The organism is Rhizobium sp. BK456 (assembly GCF_014194045.1).
GTDB classification, from domain to species: Bacteria; Pseudomonadota; Alphaproteobacteria; order Rhizobiales; family Rhizobiaceae; genus Rhizobium; species Rhizobium redzepovicii.
This window is the reverse complement of record NZ_JACIAO010000001.1, coordinates 275,112-294,000: the sequence shown is the minus strand read 5'-3', so window position 1 is coordinate 294,000 and position 18,889 is coordinate 275,112. Positions and strand designations below refer to the sequence as shown.

Below are 18,889 nucleotides of genomic sequence, written 5' to 3'. Positions count from 1 at the left end.
ATCCGGGGCGCTCGTCGTTTATAACGCAGGTTGCATCGAGGAACAAACGAATGTCGCTCATTTGGATCTGCATCGGGGCAAATAATGGCTGAAGTTCAGACGGATTTCTATCCTCGCGCCAACCAGAACAGCCTTCTCGACACGATCGGCACTGTTGCCGGCATCAAGAACGCTCAGGAGACCAACAAGCTCCTGCAGCTTCAGCAGCAGCAAGGCCAGGTTCAGCTCGACCAGTCGAAGATCGACCAGGCGCACAAGATGTACGAGGGCTTTGTCGGGCTTCTCGGTTCGGTGGCGCAGGATCCGCGCGTCGGTACCGCCGATGGGCCGGCTGTCATCCAGAATTACGCCAACCAGGCCGTGAAGCTCGGCTACATCACGCCCGAGATGCGCGATCAGGCGATGGCCACCATGCCGCAGGATCCGGCGCAGATCCCGCAGTGGCTGCAGACGATGAACACGCAGGCTCTGGCCGGCCAGGAGCGGTTCGGGCAAATCTACGGAACGCCGCAGTTCGTCAACAATGGGTCGTCGATCACCCCGGCGGCGGTCTCTCCGATCACCGGCGTTCGCGCGATCGGCGCGCCTGTTCCCGTCACGACAAGCCCGTCCGAACGCGCAGATCTGGTCCAGACGACTGACGCTCAGGGCCGCACGGTACTCGTTCCCAAGGGGCAATTGCTCCAGCAGGCCGGCGTCAATGCGCTCACCGCGGTTCCAGAAACTGCGCCGATGGGGCAGGCAAACCAGCTCGTTCCGCCTCCGATGCCTGTCCAGCAACAGGATCTTCCACCGGTTGGGGCGCCTCCGGCCGCCGCCCCTCCCCCAGTTCAGACCTCCCAGACGCAGCCGTCCGTCGGCGTCGTCACAAGTCCTCCAGCTGGCGAGATCGAGGCCCAGTCGCAAGCTGCTCAGGCATCCGCCACCCAGTTCAGCCAGGATAACGCGAGGGAGCGGACCTATCAGCAGGATGTTGTTCCCCTCCAGAAGGCACTCCCGGCCCTTGAAGCCCTCGGCACGACGGGCACCGGTCCCGGCACCGAGCAGCTCCAGGAAATCCAGTCCTTCCTCACCTCGATGGGCGTCATCGCTCCGACCGACGACCTGAAGAACTACGACGAGGCGCGGAAATATCTCGTCCAGTACGCGCGCGGCGCCGGCGATACCGGGACGAACGACAAGCTGGCCGCTGCCTTCGCCGGCAATCCGAGCCTTGGGATTTCCAATGCCGCGGCGCTCGACGTCGTCAAGACCGCGCTCTCGCTGCGCCGCATGCAGAATGCTCAGGTTCGCGCCTTCGGGGCGACCGGCCAAAGCCCCTCTGCCTATGGCAAATGGTCGACGCAGTGGAACGCCGAAAACGATCCGGTCGCCTATGGCTTCGATCTCATGAAGGGGCCAGAGCGCGCGAAATACTTCAAGGGTCTGTCTGCGGACGACAAACAGAAATTCCTGAAGTCGTTGCAGACCGCAACGGCCCTCGGGATCGTGGCTCCTCCTTCCGTCAACGATGGTGCGAAATAAATGGCTGGCAAATTCGAAGAGGTCGGTAACTTTGTCGCTCGCGGGGCGAACAATGTGGACCCGCGCCTTGTCGATATTCTGAACAAGGCCGCCGAAGCCACGGGCATGACGGTGCAGGCCTATTCGGGATTCCGCCCGGGTGACAAGCGCCAGCACGGTTCCGGTCATGCCACGGATATCCGCATCATCGGGCCGGATGGCAAGGAAGTTCCTAATTACCAGTCGCCCGAGGCGTTCAGCGCCTATGAGGCGCTCGCCCAGGCGGCGCGCGCTATCCAGATGCGCGATCATCCCGAGCTTGAAAAGCAGTTCCGGTGGGGCGGCTATTTCTCAGGCGACAAGGGCAAGTATGGGGCGATGGACCTCATGCATTTCGACCTTGGCGGCTCCGACAAGCTCGGCATGGCCGGCGGCTCGTGGGATGGAGGTCTGACAAAAGATCAGGCTGCGATCTGGGGGATGAAGCCCGGTCTTCAGGGCGGTGACACCTCGGCGCTGGCCTTCGCTCCGGCGCAAAAGGGCAATGGTGCTTCCGCTGCCCTCGATGCAATGGCCGGCGGCACACTCAAGGCCAATCCCGTCCACACCGTGGATTACGTCCCGCCTCCCGGCAGCAACGCAACGCCTCAGTTTACCCCGCTGGTGACGATCCCGCATCTGCAGCCACGTGAGACCGACCAGCAGCAGAACGCCACTCCTGCGCCTCCTGTGGCCCAGCCTGCGGCTTCTGTCCCCTCCAGTGACGATCTGATGCGGGCATGGGGAATCCAGGACACCGGCGAAGCACCACCGCCTGCCGCCGCCACGCCATCCCCTGACGAACAACTCATCAAGGCATGGGGCCTCGACCAGAACGAGCAAGCCCCGGCTGCTGGGATGGCGGCTGGTCAGAAGCGCGAACATACCCCGTTTGAGAAGTTGATCACCGGAGAACCGCAGACGCCTCAAGCACCTTCGGTCGCTGGTGACGTAGCCGCATCTGGTGCGTCTGGTCTCGCTCGCGGCACAGCCGAAACGGCCATGTTGCCCGTCACGACCACCCGTGCGGCTGGAGGTTTGAGTGATTGGCTATCGTATAAGCTTGTAGATTTTCTCACTCAGCACAACGACCTTGTCGGCGCGCCTGTGCCTACCGAAGAGCAGCGTGAATCGCTCAAGAAGGCAATGACGGAGCAGAACGGGCCGCTTGATCGGGCGCAGGACGCCGTTCGTGGCTTCATGGACGAGAACCTTTATGCGCCCAAGACGGAATGGGGGAAAGTTGCCCATTCGGCCGGTGAATTCATTCCTGGCGCCGTTGCGTTTGGTGGCGGAAATCTTCTGACCAATGCCGTCAAATACGGCGTCGTCCCCGGCGTGGCGAGTGAGATGGCGGGACAGGCGACTGAAGGCACGAAGTTCGAACCTTATGCGCGCATTGGCGGGGCGCTTCTCGCACCCGTGGCTGCAGAGGGGCTTTTGCGTGGCGCAGAAGCCGCCGGCAACAAGCTCCTGACGATGACGCCAAGGGGCGCAGCGGCGAACAACCTTACCGCAGCTCTGGCGGAGTCCGGCAAGACGGTCGACGACATCTCGCTCGAGATGGCCCGCAACCCACGCCTGAACCCGATGGATGTGGATACCAATCTGCAGCAGATCGGCATGAACCTCGCCACCCAAGGGGGTGCCCCGCGGTCTGTCCTCAATTCGGCGGTGGAGAGCCGTGTGGCAGGCGCTAAAGGCGCCGTTACTGACGCATATGATGCCGCCGCCGGCACTGTTCCAGACGTCAAGGCATATCTCGATGGCCTGAAGGCAACAACGCGCGCCAATGCAAAGCAGGCATTCGGAGACGCCCTTACAGGTGCTCAGCCGGTCGACATCACGCCGGTCCTAGAATCCATCGACAATGTGATCGCACCCGGCGTCAATGGCGTCGTCGGGAAGGTGAGCGATCTTCCGCAGGGTCCGGTAGAGCAGGCCCTTGCCCGCGTCCGCGCCAAGCTCGCCAACAGCAACGAGATGCTGACCGACGCCGATCGCCTGCATACGATCCAGTCGAACCTCCGCACCGAAGCCGACACGCTAGCCAAGAGCGCTTCCGGTCAAGATAAGCTCGTAGCTGGTGCGCTCCGGGATGTCCGTCAGAAGATCGTCGACCAGATCGACAACGCCACCGGCGGAAAGTATCGGCCGGCGCAGAAGCAATACGCCGATGACAACGCGATCCAGGATGCTTTCGACAAGGGCTTGGAGGTTTTCAAAGGGGGCACTGGCAAAGGCTCGATCGAGAACCGGCCTGAATATTGGGAAGCATGGGTGAAGGATGCCACGCCGGCCGAGCTCGATGCGGCAAAGGTTGGGACGCGAGTAGCCGTCGATCAGACGATCAGCAGCGTCCGCAACGCCGCGGCAAAGGGCGAGGCCATCGCCGATGTCGATTTCAATGTCGCTCGCCTTGAATCTCTACTCGGCAAGAGCGAGACGCAGAAGCTTGTCCAGACGCTGAAAGATGAGCAGCGGATCGCCCAGACCAACGCGAAACTGTTTGCCGGCTCTCAGACGGCCCCGCGGCAGGCGGCCAACAAGCTGACGGAAGTCAAACAGGTCACGCCCAGCCTGAGCCTGTCGGCTCCCTTCGTCATCGGCGGGGGGTATCAGGTCGGGGGCATTCCGGGGGCTATTGCCGGTGCCGGCCTATCGCTTGGCAAGATGGGCGTGCAGGCGGCCCAGAGAGCCCGTGACATCGCGAGGAACCGTTTGATGGCCGAAGCCCTCAGCGGAGACGTAACGCGCTTCCGTGAGGCTGTGGCGCCAGCCGGGACAGCGAATAGGCTTCTTGCTCCCATCCGTGGAGCTCAGGCGCCATTGCTGCGGTCAAGCGGGGCGGTGCCGCTCAGCATCGGGATGCAGGCTCCGAACGAACTGCTGCGGCCTCCCCGCAAATAGCGGTCAGAACCCGGATAGAACGAAACGGGCAGCTCTTCCGAACAAGTGCGGGAGAAAGCAGACGATGGCGGTGATGGTCGTGGGCCAAAAAGCCCATGTCATCATCCCGTCGAGCGCAAGTTTTCCGAAAAACAACAGCATGATCACTGTGAGGGTCGTGCCGATCCACGACACAGTAACTCCAAGGCGCTCGGCCATCACGTCTCCATAAGGTGGGGAGTAGGCCACCTTTTTATCACACGACATCGAAGAGGTTAAGATGGCATCGCTTTTGCCGACAGGCGAGACGACGTTCCTTGATGCCAATGGCGTTCCGCTGGCGTCCGGAACTGTCGAATTCTATATCCCCGGCACCACGACGCCGAAGGACACCTGGCAGAACAGCGCCCAGACGATCCTCAACCCGAACCCTGTCACGCTCGATAGCGCGGGCAGGGCGATCATCTACGGCTCAGGCTCATATCGCCAGGTCGTCAAGGATTCGCTCGGAAATCTCGTCTGGGATCAGGAGACGGCCGAGCCTAACTCCGGCGCCGTGTCGTTCGGCGGAACATCAGGGGGCACCGCCAACGCTCAGACGCTTTCGGCTTCGCAGTTCTCCTATGGAGATGGGCAGATCATCTCGTTCGTCGCGGGGCTATCGAACACGGGAGCAACCACGATTTCGGTCGGTGGCGCTGCTCCGATCGCGGTGCTGAAGAACGGTGCGAGCGGCCCTGTTGCGCTCGCCACGGGCGATCTCGTCGCCGGCAACTCGTATTTCATCCAGTATTCGGCGCAGCTTTCGGCCTTCCAGCTTCTGCTGTCCGTCGCGCCCTCGACGCCGACCGGTCCATTCCTTCGTGGCTATCTCTGGGGCCTCACGCTTTCCAACAATGCCGGCGATCCCACCAACTCGATCGACATCACCTCGGGTGCCACAGCGAGCGATGGAGCTACCCCGGCGCTCATGAGTCTTGCGAGCGGCTTGACGAAGGTGGCAAACGTCTCATGGGCGGTCGGCACCGGCAATGGGTGGCTTGATACAGGGGCGATCGCCGACGGCTGGTATTATCCCTACATCATCGCCCGATCGGATACCGGCGTTGTGGATTCGCTGCTCTCGCTGAGCGCCACGGCTCCCACGATGCCCGGGAGCTATGACAGGAAGCGGCGAATTGGCGCGCTCTACCGGACGGCCGGGTCGTTCATCGCCTTCATCCAGGATGGAGATTTCTTTGAATACAAGGCCCCCACCGCAGACATAACCGCTATCCTGACCACTCCGACGCTTCGCACGATCAAGGTTCCTACCGCTTTCTCTGTCATGGCGAGGATCGGCGTGCAGATCAACAACGGCGCAGGTGTCATGCCGAATGCGAACCATTGGGACCCGTCCTTAGGCGCATCTCTGCCTTCTGCTCGAACCGGCGTCTTGCAGATGTTTGCCAATACTGCGGCGTTTGCCCAGGCGATGTCTTTGGTTCTGGACGTCAGAACGAACAGCTCAGGGCAGATCTACAACTCGCAAACCGCCGGAACGCTGACAGCCTATAATCTCGAAACGCTCGGCTACTTCGATAGCCGCGGCCGGGTGAACTGAGGTCTCCATGCCAGATATTGCAGACGACAACTGGTCCGAACGCGACGACCAGAACGCCGAAGTTGCGCCCTACGGGTGGCCTCCAGGCGTGCCGGCCGCCATCGAGTTGATCGGCCGGATGATGATGGGCGCAATCAAGCGCTCATGGCGACGGTTCAACCCGTTCTATCCGACGACCGGCTCTGCAGACGCCTATATCGTCACCCCTTCCTCGAACCCGCAGTTCATCAACATCTACGAGATCATCCGCGTCCGGATCGACCGAGCCAACACGACCACGGCGCCGACCCTGAAGTATGGCGGCGCGAACGCGCGGACCATAAAGCGGATCACGCCGGCGGGAAAGGTCGCGGTTGTTGTCGGAGATCTGGTGGCCGGCAAGGATCATTCGTTCTGGTATGACGGCACCGATTTCATTCTGATGGACCCCGCGACGATCAGCGGCACACTGGTGACCGGCGCACTGCTGGCGGCGAATAATCTTTCCGATGTCTTGAGCGCATCCACCTCTCTGTCGAACATTGGCGGCGCTCCGCTCAATAGCCCGACGTTCACCGGCATCGTCACCATCCCGACAGGGGCTTTGATCTCCGGGTATGCTTTGCTCGCGTCTCCGGCCTTCACCGGCAACCCGACGGCGCCGACGCAATCCGCCGGCAACAATTCGACCCGGCTGGCGACAACGGCTTATGCGGATGGCGCGGTGGCAACATCCGCTGCGCTGAAGGTGGACAAGACCACCACGGTTTCCGGCGGTGGCCTGGCAACGGGCGGCGGCGCGCTCTCTTCGAACCAGGTCATCACCGTCACCAAAGCCTCGACGGCGCAAGCTGCGGCCGGCACTGATGACGCAACCGTTCTGACACCGCTGAAGCTCCGGGATGCCTTGAACGCGACAGGCAGCGCGCCGGTCTACGCTTGCCGGGCGTGGGTTCGATTTACCGGAGCCACGGGCGCAATCCTCGGCTCCGGGAACGTCACCAGCGTCACAAGGAACGGCGCCGGGGATTATACGATCAATTTCACCACAGCGATGCCGGATGCGAATTATGTGACCAGATGTGGGGCGGAAGGCACCACTGCAGCCAACGTCGACACGATCAACGTGAACGCGACAGGTGGTCAGGCAACTGGCTCAGTCCGAATAATCGCAGTCCGCTCCGGAACCGGAGCCTTCGATCCAACCGCTGTAGGAGTTGAGGTATTCCGATGAGACTTTCCGTTTCGATTGAAGAATTTCCAGAAACAGATGTCACCACCGGCACACTGTTCTACGGCAGTCAAACACTTGACCTGTCATCGGCTGTGTTGGGCAAGAACTACGACGTCTTCCTGACCTCAGGTGGGCTGGTCATCGGCCCGGCTTGGACGAACAGCACGACCCGGGATCTGCAGGTGGTTCGGAGCGGCGATGATATCGTCAATGCCTCCGCGTTCGCCGGGATTGCGACCGGAGACGCCCATCTTGTCGGCGGGTTTCATTGCCACGCTGCGGGACAGACGCGCAGCACCAAACAATCACGGCTGGTCTGGAGTCTTGAAGACGCGACCCTCGTGCCGGTCTGCCGTGTCGATACCGCGGACTCTTGGGTTTATTCTGCAGCGCAATGGCGGCAGGCCAACAACAACCCGCTGAACCAGATCGAAGTCTTCTGTGGCGTCTCTGGGCGAATGGTGGATGTGACGGCCTCAGCCTATATGATCAACGGCGCTGCATCGGCGGTTGCGGGCTTCGTCGGGATCGGCTTGGATACCTCGGCTTCCGATATTTCCCAGGTGAAAAACCCAGCCGCTGCCGGTAGCGCGTTTCCCGTCTTGCCAGCGTGGGCAAGATATGCTGGATACGTCGGGATCGGCTACCATGAATTGCGGTGGCTTGAACGCGGCAATGGAGGCACACAGACTTGGTTCGGCGATGGAGGGCAACCTTGCGGCTACCAAACCGGCATTATCGGCTCGGTGGTGCTTTGATGGCTGCCATGCTCTTCGGGGGCTCAGGTCTGGCCTACAATCGCTATACTAGCGAGAAGGCGTATTACATCTATCCCCCCGGCTCAGTCATTACCGGGGCTGATCCTGTCCTTGACCTGACAGGCCGCATTGAGGTTCCGAAGGGCGATCTCAGCAATACCGCCGTCATCGTCGTTATCGGGCAGTCCTTGAGCGTCAACGAAGTGCCGACGCCATATGTCCCGGTCAACACGAATATCGACCAGATCAATATCCATGACGGCAAGCTCTACAAGGCCAAAGACCCGCTGCTCGGCATCAACGTCAGCGGCGGCACGGTGACGGACCAGCGCGGCACGTGGATGATGCGGATGGCCGATAAACTCATTTCCGATGGACATTATGATCGCGTCATCCTCGTTCCTATGGCGGTTGGAAATACCCGCGTCGGGCAATGGGCCGATCCCTCGCAAGCTCCATACCTGTTCAACATCATCAACACGGTTGGGCTTCGCATCCGAGACGCCGGCCTCCCATGCACCGCAATCATGTGGGGGCAGGGCGAGAGCGACACCGCCGCCAACACCTCGCAAGCTTCCTATGCCGCAAGCCTGCAGAAGGTGATTGCCGAATTCAACCGCGCCATTCCTGGCTGCCCTGTCCTCGTCGCCCAGGAAGCCTACTACTACGGCAACACGAATGCCGGCATCCTTGCTGCTCAGGCGAGCGTCGTGAACAACAGCACTGTGTTTGCCGGCGAGAACGTCGAGCTGATCGGCCCATCCGGCCGGTACGATAACACCCACCTGAATGAAGCTGGCGCCGAGCAGCGCGCCACCCTGGCAGTTGCCGCCCTCAAGGCAGCGCTGAACCTCTAAGCATTCCACATCATCGAAGCCACCTAGCTCGTTGCCCTTGGCAGCGGGCCTTTTGCCATATCCACAATCTGGAGCCTTCCATGAGCAGCATCACCGCTCAGCAACTTCGTGCGGCCGCAAACGGGCCGGTAAATGTTGCCAATCTCAATTCCGTGCTTCAAGCGATGGACCAATACGGATCTATTTTCGGTCTGGATCTGCCTCATCGCGCTGTCCAGTACTATGCCCAGATCATGCACGAGAGCGGTGACTTTCGCTTTGACCGTGAAATCTGGGGCCCGACAGCCGCACAGAAGCGCTACGATACGCGGGCCGACCTCGGCAATACACCTGCGACCGATGGGGACGGCAAGCTCTATGCCGGCCGGACAGCCGTCCAGATCACCGGGAAGGCGAACTATCGGGAATTCTACGAATGGTGCGACGGAAACAACCTGAACCCGCCGGATTTTGTTGCCAGCCCCGATCTCGTCAATACTGACCCATGGGAAGGACTGGCTCCTCTCTGGTACTGGGATACGCGCCATTTGAACCGATGGGCCGATCAGGGCGACATCGAGACGATCACTAAGAAGATCAACGGTGGCATCAACGGGCTCGCAGACCGTATCGATCACTATGCACGACTGGCGCTGGTCGTCCTCGGGTTCGCACCAGAAGCCGTCGAGCAGTTCCAAACGAAGGCAGGCATTGCCGCAGACGGGGACGTAGGTCCGAAGACTCGCGCAGAGCTGCACAAAGCTCTTCTCGCTATATCCGGCTCATCGACAAAGCAGGCAGCATTCATGGCGGCTCCTGTCGTCGAAGAAAAGCCCGTCGTGCCAACGGCGGTTGAACGACAGGTCAAGAAGAAATTCAGCCTTCTCGGCTGGGCCGGCAGCGCATTCGGCGGCGGCGGCGGTCTCGGTGTCGCGGCACTAACCGGGTTCGATTGGCGTGCGCTCGCGATCATCATCGGGGCCATCCTGATTGTCGCAATCAGCGGCCTTGTCTTGCGACACTACATCATTGCGGCGATCAAGGACATTCGCGAGGCGGTTGAAAGCTGATGCTGTCGTTCATCCCTGACTCCCTCAAGCTGCCCGCTGCAGCGCTTGCCGGGGCTTTGGCCGCCGCATCCATCCTTATCGTCATCAACGCTGTCTGGTGGCTTCCTGCGGCCCGCAATGAGGGCAGGGATGCCGAGCGCACTGCCGCCCTTCAGAAGTCCATGGAACTCATCAAAGAACGAGGTAAGACCAATGCTGAGATCGGCAAGCTCTCTCCCGCTGATATTTGCCGCCGGCTTGGCGGTGTCTGGGTGCCAAGCGACAACCTCTGCGAATGACGGCGCCGGGTTCGAGCGCCTAACCCCATCGGCCGGCACACGGCAATACATCATCGCCCACGATATCCCCTTCGCCAAGCAGATCGTCGCACATAACCAGACGTGCGACACGCTGCCGGCCTGCCGAAAGTAAGCGCCCATGAGCACGACGTTAGCACTCAGCCTCGGCATCACCAACCAGTTGGGCGGAGGTGGTGGCAGTGCATCGCTTCCTGCTTTCACGTTCCAATCTGAAACGACAACGCTGGAGACGGCCAAGGCAGCGCAGGGCATCACCATGCGCCGCTCGGAGAAGCTGGCCTACGATCGCCTGATCACGCGCATCAAGGGCGCTGGCATAAGCATGACGAATGCCAAAGCCCTCTACACCCCGGATACGCCGACTGAGATCAATAGCAGACTGAACAAGTTCCACCCAGGCACGAACGACCTCACGCTGACCGGTGCAGGCGTGCCGACCTATACGGCAAACGACCGTTGGAGCGGGTGGACTTCTACTGCAAAATACAACACCGGCATTGGGCTTCAGAGCTTCTCTCAGGGGCAGTTCACCATATTCTACTATTCGCGGACCTCGACAGGCGGCAGCAGTGGTGAATTCGGCGCACAGACGGCCGGCGGTGATGGTATTGGGGCAAACACAAAAGACGCGTCCAGCAAGTTCAACGCGCGCCTGCAGGCTACGAACTACGTCTCGACCTCGACGACGATCACCCCAGGCCAAGGCATGCACAGCATCCGCCCGAATAGCCTTGATACCTTCGGCATCACCCGCGAAGCCCCGTCACCCACCTATGTCTCTCCCGCGACCAACCCGACAATTCACCTCGGCGGCATCAATGGCGGCGCACTTTCAACCAAGGACTGCGGCCTCTTCGCCATCTTCGACGTGACCCTGAACGATGCGCAATGCCGGGAAATCAGCGCGGCGCTGCTGGATTATTACTACAAAATCCGCTTTGGGTATGTGGACACCTATGCTGCGGGCTATGCCCCGACGACGGCCGATTATGACGTTCTCGTTTACGGCGCGAGCTGGACGGCTGTTTGTGCTGCCTATGCCGCCAAACAGGAAGGCAAGACCGTTGCCCTCGTTCTCGACGATCTGGCAAAGACCGATTGGGATATCGGCGGCATGCCGGCGTCGGGCCTGGCCTACGTGGACTGCTACAACTTCACGGCGCTCAAGGGACTCTATCGAGACCTCACATCGTGGGTCAACAGCACCATCATCAACCGCGCCGACACGAACACACAGACCGGCAACTCTGTTGAAAGCTGGCAGTTCGTCCAGGGTGTGCGCCGGATGCTCGACCCGACCCGGACGAACGGCACGCTTATTCTCGGGCAGGATATCCCGGTCTACTTCTCCACCGGCATCCAGTCCATCACCTCTGTCGGCACCACGGACACTGCGCTGAAGACCAACGACGGGCGGACCTTCACGGCTCGGCAGTTCATCGCCGCGGACTATGACGGGGAATACATCCACAAATCGTCCGGTATTCCGACATTCACGGGCAGCGAGGCGGCCGGCGCCGGCTCGGAAGCCAACAACGGCTACAAGGGATCAAGCGCTCTCAGCAAGCCCTATGGCTCGGATATCAGCCCCTACATCACGGATGGCGTTCAGGCATCTGGCCTGCTGCCTGACATCCAAGGCGAAATGCCGCTTCCCGGCCTTACCGTCGATGGTGTTGATCCATCGATCGAAAGCATGAACTACCGCCTTGCGATGACGACCGACCCGGCGCGCTTGGTTCCTGTCACCACAATGGACCCACATCGGAATTATAATTCCCTGCGCTACGAGACAGCGGCCCGCGCCTATGTCCTCAACCCCAGCGTCACGATCGGCAATCCGGCCGTTACCACGACCATCCTGCAGTTCGCGGTCGGCGGCTCGACGAACAAGATGGACGTGAACAACGGTTCCGGTGGCCTGTCGACCGACTTGCCAGGCAGCGGCTATCGCTATGCGACCGCAGCGAACCGGGCAGCGCAGCTTGCCGTCATCGACGATCTGAGGGATTATCAGCTCGGGTGGTTCTGGTGGCACGCAAATTCCGGTGACAGCCGCATTCCTGGGACACTGGTAACGCAGTTCCAAGGCTTTGGTCTTGATGCTGGAACCTTCCTTGACCCCGGCCCCGGTGGGCTGCTCTTCTGGCCTAACCGCCCGTATCAGCGCGACCCGATCTGGCGGCTCAAGAATACGGGCTATGTCTCGACCGCGCAGGACTACTGCAAGACGGACGGTTCGGCCCTCCGCTCCGACAAGACGGTGGCTGTCACCTCATATGATTGCGACAAGCACCCGCCGTGGAAGGTCGCATCTGGTGGCCTGCTCTATACGCAGGGCAGCGTTCCAGGCTCGCTTGTGGCTGGCGCCGACAAGATTGCCCCTGTCCCTCTTGAGGAGATCGTTCCAGACGCCGCAACGAAGACCAATGTCATTGTTCCTTGGGCATCCTCGTGCACGATCCTCTGCTGGTACATGGGGCGTCTGGAGCCCACCGGCGGCCTCAAGGGCGAGGCGGCGGGCGTTATCGCCTCGATGGCGATCGACGGCGCTGTAAGCGTTCAGACGGTCGATTATACGACGCTGCGCACCAAGCTATTGGCTCGGGATACGAACCATCCGATCTTGCCGCAGGTAGCTTGATCGACTATCATCAAATTGACGCGGTGGTCGCCGGTTCGAATCCGGCCTGTCTCAGGATGGTGGCGCAGTCTGGTAGCGCAACGCGGCGGGGGAGGTCAGGGGTTCGAATCCCTTCCTTTCGAGGTGGCTCAGTCTGGTAGAGCGCCCCCGTTTAATTCCATGAGGATATCCGGCAATCAAGACCGAACACTCCGGAGCAAAGAACGGCGGCGGTTTCTGGGGCAAGCGCATCGACGCCAAAGATGTCAGCAACATGCTGCGGAGGCGCGAAGACATCGAAGCAATCCGGCGTGAGGCTAAGCTCATGGCGGGCGACGAAGACGCGATCCGCAAAAGTCTTAACGAACGCTATCCGGTTATAACCGCGTATCTGGCAAAGAACGACTGAGCGCAATCACATCGCAGACATCCATAGGCCGCCTTCGGGCGGTTTTTCTTTGACCAAGCGACCGCCACACCTGCTCGTAACAGGAGCGGCGGTCTGACCACACGATCACCGGGATCGCGACGGCTGAGTGCAGAGTGGCAGCCAGACATTCCTATTTCATTAATTCGCAGGGCATAGACGGACAGGGCGCGGGGAATGAACGGAGCTAACATGCAACTACCGGAACGCAGCAAGAGGTTCGAATGGAACTTCAATACGCTGGTTGTCATCGGCGGGATATCCTTCGCCACCCTGGCAAACGTCGCAGTGGCTTCTATCGCATGGAACGACACGAAGCGGGATATCCAGGACATTCAGGATAAGCTCAAGTCGGAAACCGACAGAGGTATCAAGGCCGACATCGATTTGAACAAGGCCGTGGCCGACATCGCGCCTCTCACATTTCAAACAACGCGCGCTCTAGAAGGCGTTGCGGAGAATAAGAAGGGTATCGAGGCATCCAACGCCAGGATCGATCGGGTTGTTGAAGCCCTCGGTGGCAAACTGGATACCGCTATCGAGAGCATCAATAAGGTTGCCACCCGCGTCGAGGTCTTGAGCAGCAAGCTCGATGATGCGCAGACGCGGGCGAACAAGACACTATGGCGAACGCCAGTCGTGCGGCCTTAGCCGATCGCCTTCCACCCCTCATACCCCAGCCAGCCGATAAACATCAGGGCGAAGATAAAGGCTTGGAGGTGGAGACGGCGGCTGTTCAGCATTACTTGATAACCCGAAGCCGCGGCTGAAGGTCATCAGGCGAAACATGATATCTGGGAACTGGCCGCGTTCTGAACTCGCACGCGACAACACCATCACTGATCTGCTTCGACACGCCTATCATGAAGAGAAACCCCATGTGCTCGTCGAGGTCTCCTTCCATTATGCCGCGCGTCACTTCGTATTGCAGTTCATAAAGCAGTTTTTCAACGCGCTCTTTGCGGAAATTTGTTTCGTCGCTCATAGTCCCGATCCTTCATGCTCCTTGAGGGCGGCGCGATTGCTCATGAATAGCGACGTTTCCTTAAACGTCTTCAATTTTATATCCGCTATCATTTTCGGGCTCTAGATACCTCTCCATAAGGACGCGCACGCCGTCTACGAACGCCTTCTCCCGGTTCTTCCGCTCACGAGGCGAAGATTTCTTCTGCTCCAGTAATGTGGCAATCTCAGCACTCATGGAACGGCCATGCCGATCGGCTTCGTTTTGAATTGCGGGCCAGAGCTCATCTGTAAGGCGAACGATGATGTCTCGTTCATCAAGCAGGCTTGTAGCGACCCTGCATAGCTGACGGATTGCTTCTGCTCTGGATCGAATGCGGCGAGCAAACATCCAGTCATCGATGTGATCCGCGTCAGACTGAGCCAGCATCAACTGGAATTTTATCGTCCGCGGATCTGTCATTGACCGCTGTCCTCTTCCACGTTGTGGGTAGCTGCCTCATCCATCAACTTGTTGATCCGTCCATCCTCAAGCAGGCGGCGGTCCTTGATGAGTTGCTTCCGGCAGAGCCGCCGGATGGCTTCGGCTCTCGATCCAACTCTATGTGCGAAGCGCCAATCGTCGATCAGTTCCAGTTCCGATTTAGAGAACATGACCGGGACGCGTTGGTCTTTTAGTTCCTTTTCCATATGTGCTCCATGTGCTAATGGCCCATGATATCACATTGGGCATGTTGTGCAAGAATTAAGTCTTGCCATTCCTCGCCTTTTTCAAAGACTCTTCCAGATATCGTAAGCGATATAGCCGGCCCCATATGAGCCGATTACCAGTGCAAGAAGCCTCCACGTTGCCAATGCCTCGCGAAGGTACGTGATCTTCAAAACTCCCTCCCGCAGCAGTTCAGCTTCCGGGCCTTGCATGTCGGCTTGGGCTTCCATGCGTTCGATGAGATCGTTCATAATCATCCTTCCCGGACCGTTTGCGGACCGTTTCGCTGGACAGAATAGGAACAGGCGAGAACAAATAGAAACCGCCTGTCCCAGAAATGCTGGGTTTTCGCGAAGCCTTCTCCGTTCGGGACGTGGGGGTCGAGTGTTCGAATCACTCCACTCCGACCAGCTGAAAGCCCTGCAATGCAGGGCTTTTTCATTTCCGCTAATGGACGCCCGAAATCGCCACCGACAGATTGACCGACAGATTGGATTTTCCAACCCGTCGGAAACCGTCGGTGAGCAAGATTCTCAACTGTGTTTTGCTGAAGCTATGAGCCTCTAAGTTCAAAACACTGGAACGCAATCTCAAGCCTAATCCGCATCCGTCGCCGAGATGTTCGGCCGCAGCGGGGAGCCGTAGCCCCTCAGTTTTGAACTGAGCGGCTGATAGCTTCAGCAAGGATGAGCTGGGTGATCGTCGCCCAGGCCCCTGCAAGATTCGAGATCCTCGCTTATTGACTTGCGAAATGTCGTGTTCTTCAGATGACGCGGCTCGGTGCCGACGATCTGAAGATACGGGGAGGGTTTGCGTGAAGCTTAATTTCAGCGTGCACGGATGGATGTATGAATCGGGCATCGATTGTCTCCGCGATAGCTTCACCGCTGCAGCGAAAGGAATACAGGCTAAAAGCCGAGAGGAAACCGAAGCGTGGGAAGCGCTCTTGCAATCCGGGGAGTACCAAAACCAGCTAGAGTTCGCCGAAGATGGCTCTACGCTCTTCGATCCCGCCGATGTCTATAACTATAAGATGGAGACGCTTGGGGAGGCCTATGGAGAACTCAGGAAGGCTTTCGCTATGGCCATCTATCACTACTGGGAACGAAAGATCCGGGTATTCTGCAAGCTCTCGGACGGCAAGCACGCAGAATTGGAAGCAGCTGCCAGGGAAATGAATATCGAGATCCCGGCAGACTTCGCTAGAGTCCACCGTCTTGCCAATGCTCTGAAACACAACAACCACGGAAGTTTGAATGCCCTGCACCGTGTCTGGCCAGAGGTCAGTGGCGCCTTGTTCAAAGCTCAAGGCCATCGCGATTGGTATGCTGGCATAGCATTGACCGATGAACACATCTATTATCTGTTCGATCTCCTGAAGCGTGCAGGCCCTTCAGCTAGGAGGCGAACGTCTGTGGTTGAACCCGAAACAGAGACGGCGACATCCTGATCGGTAATGGTCCACTGTAGAATCCTACAGTGGACATCGATCGTGTGATCCGGGATATCTCTCCTCGACCAACAGTGGAGATCGTCATGGGCATCACAGTCTACGCATACGCAGTCGATCCGGCCGCAAGCACGGTCACCGGATTCGGCAACTCCATTGAAGAGGTCGCGAAAGAGCTTCGCGAGGTGCGCGCCGAAATCGAACTGGAAGACGGCTACGAAGTCCCGACATCAGAAGTCTATGCCTACGATCTCTATCGCCCAGATCTCGACCAGCTCCTATCCGTCCTCAGCGGCGATGCCGACCTCGGTGACCTTATCCTCAAGAACAAGCGCGTCGTCGCGACAGTCTGCAAAGACCCCGCTTGACTCCGGAGCCAATGAGAACAAAATAGGAACAAATTCCGTTGACGACGGAAGCTATTCCTAAGGAGATCTCATGACCCAACAGCTCGCTCTCGATATTGCTGTCGAAGAAACTGTCACCCAGTCCGCTTCAGAAATCGATCTCGCCGTGTCTGTCCTACAGGCCCACGATGGTGATGCAGTCGCTGCAATCCGATCTCTTCTTGAAGACGCTGATTTCCTGCGCGACCAGCTTTTCATCGCCAGCAGCCTGATGTCGAAGGGGATAGGCCGCGGTTGGAAGCCTCAGTACGAGCGCGTCTGATGAAGCATCGCAAGGGTATCGATCTCGTACGGACAGTTTCCGACGTCGGTTACACAGTTGGCGAAGGCAGTCGTCGATCTGGATCGGACTCGACGGAGCATACCTATCGCGTTGAAGTCTGGAGCGATGAGCCCGAATCCGGCGGCGAGATTTTGGAGACGATATCGCGCGCCACCGATTTCTCAGTCTCGATGGCAGCTTACAGGGCGTCGCTACGTGCCCGGCCTGGTAAAGTTCTTGTTCACCTCAATGGTCGTCACAGGATGTCATGCGAGAAGGCGCCGGATCCTCCGCCCCCGGAGTTCCAGCGGCCGCCCATGCGGCGGATGCGGCCGCGCCGTTCAAGCAGTCCAAGGATGACGACCTCACTTTCGAGCAACTCGAACAATGGTACCTGCTCGCGGGGTGTTGTGCGATGTGCAGTCACACTGGCTGGCTCGACCGCTGGGAGCTGTCGCGGCGATACGGCAAGCGGACTCCTATCGTGACATTGTTTCCGAGACTTCGATGTACGAAATGCAACAATAGGATTGGCAATCGAATGAAGCTCGGTCGCATGAAGCGATAACGGACCAGTCAGTGTTCCCGATCGTACTCTGTTTACACTGGCAGCAGAATTTTCGCTCAGCGGGGCTCTCAAATGTTCCGGGTCCGTATAGCGTCGGCCTCTCTTGATTGAAGGAGGTTCGCATGCACCGACACATTGCTCCCGATCCCGCGGTCAGCGCAGCGCTCCAGGTTGGAGTCCTGTCCTACGGCGTCGCCCAGGCGCTTTCCGGCGGTCTCATGAATGGGATCCGCCATGCAGATCGTGTTCGTGAAGCGGACATGCGCCGTCGGGAGGCACGCGACCTCGCCGAAGCCCTTAGTCGCGCGGACGAACTCGGCCGTCTTGCTATCGCTGGTGCACGGCGCATCGCCGCTCTCGAAGCGGAAGTTCGCCAGCTCAAGACGGTGCTGGCACAGCGTCAGGCATTCATCGACCGCAACCGCGCACGGAGTGCAGCATGATCCCTGATCTCTCCGACGAAGGCCTCGTCGCGCAGTTCGGCGACATTTTGTTCGAGATCCCGGAACTTTTCGAGGCGCTGAAACGCTTTGAAGTCGAGAACCGCCCGGCCGTGACCTCGGGCGGTTTCGGAATGAGATGCGACAGGGTGACAGTTGACCGCTCACCCTCGGTACTTCGGTTCCGGATTGGCGCTTCCGTTCGGTAGCCAGAGTTCCGAGACGCGGGCGCGAATGAAAAGCGCTTTTTCTTCATCTGACATCGGCGTCGTCGACAGAACTGGGGCTGGCTCTTGTTCTGGACGACGCGGTTTCCATCGAAACACTTGCAGAGCTTCCAACGAGCGCTCGAGTCCGGTATCGGTCTCGTTCGCGAGGAAAACCAGATCTACATCAGATCGGCTCAGAAGCCAGTCTTGCTGCTGCGCAGTCAGAGCTGACAGATCGATGCTCGGACGATCTTCTTCATTCGCTTTCGCATATTTGCGCACGACTTCGGCCGGGGTCATCTGCTTACCCAGCTCTTCCATTGCCGCCGCATCCTCGGCTGCCTGCTCAGCCGCGGCTAGAACATCATCAACCTGCGTGTTGTCGTGGGCGATGGGCGGCTGCGATTTCATTAGGCCCAGCCACCGCAGCATTCGTCCGAACAGATCGTGCAGGATGGCCGTCAGGCCGTTCAGGTACCAGATCGGGTTCAGGGCTTTCTTCAGCATGTATGTTCTCCTTGTCTGACGAGACCAGGATCCTGCCGTCGGCCGAAACCCACAAACAACCGAAAGCGCCGGCGGATTCGTCCCAGGAAGCATGGATTGCTATCCTGGAAGCGA

Annotated in this window: 21 protein-coding genes; 14 read left to right on the top strand and 7 right to left on the bottom strand. The window is 59.4% G+C overall.

The features are described 5' to 3' along the window. Positions 1-84 precede the first annotated feature (84 nt). Positions 85-1,524, top strand: a complete 1,440-nt coding sequence (locus FHX03_RS01670; RefSeq protein WP_183852236.1) for a hypothetical protein — start codon at positions 85-87, stop codon at positions 1,522-1,524. Continuing rightward, entirely contained in the window at positions 1,525-4,452 is a 2,928-nt protein-coding gene (locus FHX03_RS01665) for a hypothetical protein (RefSeq protein WP_183852234.1), read from the top strand. Positions 4,453-4,455: 3 nt separating this feature from the next. Here the strand turns inward: FHX03_RS01665 and FHX03_RS01660 are convergent, their stop codons facing one another. Continuing rightward, a complete protein-coding gene (locus FHX03_RS01660) occupies positions 4,456-4,650 on the bottom strand; it encodes a hypothetical protein (protein ID WP_183852232.1) in 195 nt (64 codons plus the stop codon). 61 nt (positions 4,651-4,711) lie between these two features. Here FHX03_RS01660 and FHX03_RS01655 point away from each other — a divergent pair, with 61 nt between their 5' ends. From FHX03_RS01655 to FHX03_RS01620, 8 genes are all read left to right on the top strand, one after another. After that, positions 4,712-6,034 (top strand): hypothetical protein, encoded by a 1,323-nt coding sequence (locus FHX03_RS01655; RefSeq protein ID WP_183852230.1) that lies wholly within the window; start codon positions 4,712-4,714, stop codon positions 6,032-6,034. 7 nt (positions 6,035-6,041) lie between these two features. Further along, entirely contained in the window at positions 6,042-7,247 is a 1,206-nt protein-coding gene (locus FHX03_RS01650) for a hypothetical protein (RefSeq protein ID WP_183852228.1), read from the top strand. After that, positions 7,244-8,005, top strand: a complete 762-nt coding sequence (locus FHX03_RS01645; RefSeq protein ID WP_183852226.1) for a hypothetical protein — start codon at positions 7,244-7,246, stop codon at positions 8,003-8,005. The genes FHX03_RS01650 and FHX03_RS01645 overlap by 4 nt, the downstream gene beginning before the upstream one ends. After that, positions 8,005-8,862, top strand: a complete 858-nt coding sequence (locus tag FHX03_RS01640; protein ID WP_183852224.1) for a sialate O-acetylesterase — start codon at positions 8,005-8,007, stop codon at positions 8,860-8,862. The genes FHX03_RS01645 and FHX03_RS01640 overlap by 1 nt, the downstream gene beginning before the upstream one ends. Before the next feature lie 80 nt (positions 8,863-8,942). After that, complete coding sequence (locus tag FHX03_RS01635; protein ID WP_183852222.1) at positions 8,943-9,911, top strand: glycoside hydrolase family 19 protein; 969 nt, start codon at positions 8,943-8,945, stop codon at positions 9,909-9,911. Beyond that, positions 9,911-10,189: a hypothetical protein gene (locus FHX03_RS01630; RefSeq protein ID WP_183852221.1), complete on the top strand. Its 279-nt coding sequence runs from the start codon at positions 9,911-9,913 to the stop codon at positions 10,187-10,189. Before FHX03_RS01635 ends, FHX03_RS01630 begins: the two co-directional genes overlap by 1 nt. A gap of 139 nt (positions 10,190-10,328) precedes the next feature. Then, positions 10,329-12,854: an FAD-dependent oxidoreductase gene (locus tag FHX03_RS01625; RefSeq protein ID WP_183852218.1), complete on the top strand. Its 2,526-nt coding sequence runs from the start codon at positions 10,329-10,331 to the stop codon at positions 12,852-12,854. A gap of 598 nt (positions 12,855-13,452) precedes the next feature. Next, on the top strand, positions 13,453-13,911 hold the full coding sequence (locus FHX03_RS01620; RefSeq protein ID WP_183852216.1) for a hypothetical protein: 459 nt from the start codon (positions 13,453-13,455) through the stop codon (positions 13,909-13,911). A 91-nt stretch (positions 13,912-14,002) separates the two neighbouring features. Here FHX03_RS01620 and FHX03_RS01615 read toward each other — a convergent pair whose 3' ends face one another. The 4 genes from FHX03_RS01615 to FHX03_RS01600 form a co-directional block, all read right to left on the bottom strand. Continuing rightward, the gene (locus FHX03_RS01615) at positions 14,003-14,245 is read right to left on the bottom strand and encodes a hypothetical protein (protein ID WP_183852215.1); all 243 of its coding nucleotides are present in this window, start codon (positions 14,243-14,245) and stop codon (positions 14,003-14,005) included. Positions 14,246-14,305: 60 nt separating this feature from the next. Then, positions 14,306-14,686 (bottom strand): hypothetical protein, encoded by a 381-nt coding sequence (locus FHX03_RS01610; protein WP_183852213.1) that lies wholly within the window; start codon positions 14,684-14,686, stop codon positions 14,306-14,308. Further along, positions 14,683-14,913 (bottom strand): hypothetical protein, encoded by a 231-nt coding sequence (locus FHX03_RS01605; protein ID WP_183852211.1) that lies wholly within the window; start codon positions 14,911-14,913, stop codon positions 14,683-14,685. The genes FHX03_RS01610 and FHX03_RS01605 overlap by 4 nt, the downstream gene beginning before the upstream one ends. 81 nt (positions 14,914-14,994) lie before the next feature. After that, positions 14,995-15,183, bottom strand: a complete 189-nt coding sequence (locus tag FHX03_RS01600; protein WP_183852209.1) for a hypothetical protein — start codon at positions 15,181-15,183, stop codon at positions 14,995-14,997. 563 nt (positions 15,184-15,746) lie between these two features. Here FHX03_RS01600 and FHX03_RS01595 point away from each other — a divergent pair. From FHX03_RS01595 to FHX03_RS01585, 3 genes are all read left to right on the top strand, one after another. After that, complete coding sequence (locus tag FHX03_RS01595) at positions 15,747-16,382, top strand: hypothetical protein (protein ID WP_183852207.1); 636 nt, start codon at positions 15,747-15,749, stop codon at positions 16,380-16,382. A gap of 86 nt (positions 16,383-16,468) precedes the next feature. Then, on the top strand, positions 16,469-16,750 hold the full coding sequence (locus FHX03_RS01590; protein WP_183852205.1) for a hypothetical protein: 282 nt from the start codon (positions 16,469-16,471) through the stop codon (positions 16,748-16,750). A 70-nt stretch (positions 16,751-16,820) separates the two neighbouring features. Beyond that, positions 16,821-17,051 (top strand): hypothetical protein, encoded by a 231-nt coding sequence (locus FHX03_RS01585; RefSeq protein WP_024315798.1) that lies wholly within the window; start codon positions 16,821-16,823, stop codon positions 17,049-17,051. 256 nt (positions 17,052-17,307) lie between these two features. On the opposite strand, the gene FHX03_RS34880 is transcribed toward FHX03_RS01585, so the two are convergent. Then, positions 17,308-17,439, bottom strand: coding sequence for a hypothetical protein (locus FHX03_RS34880; RefSeq protein WP_281413073.1), 132 nt, complete (start codon positions 17,437-17,439; stop codon positions 17,308-17,310). Between the two features lie 302 nt (positions 17,440-17,741). On the opposite strand from FHX03_RS34880, the gene FHX03_RS01580 reads away from it, so the two are divergent. Then, a complete protein-coding gene (locus FHX03_RS01580) occupies positions 17,742-18,062 on the top strand; it encodes a hypothetical protein (RefSeq protein ID WP_183852203.1) in 321 nt (106 codons plus the stop codon). Between the two features lie 161 nt (positions 18,063-18,223). Here FHX03_RS01580 and FHX03_RS01575 read toward each other — a convergent pair whose 3' ends face one another. Then, positions 18,224-18,775: a hypothetical protein gene (locus FHX03_RS01575; RefSeq protein WP_183852201.1), complete on the bottom strand. Its 552-nt coding sequence runs from the start codon at positions 18,773-18,775 to the stop codon at positions 18,224-18,226. Positions 18,776-18,889: the final 114 nt, after the last annotated feature.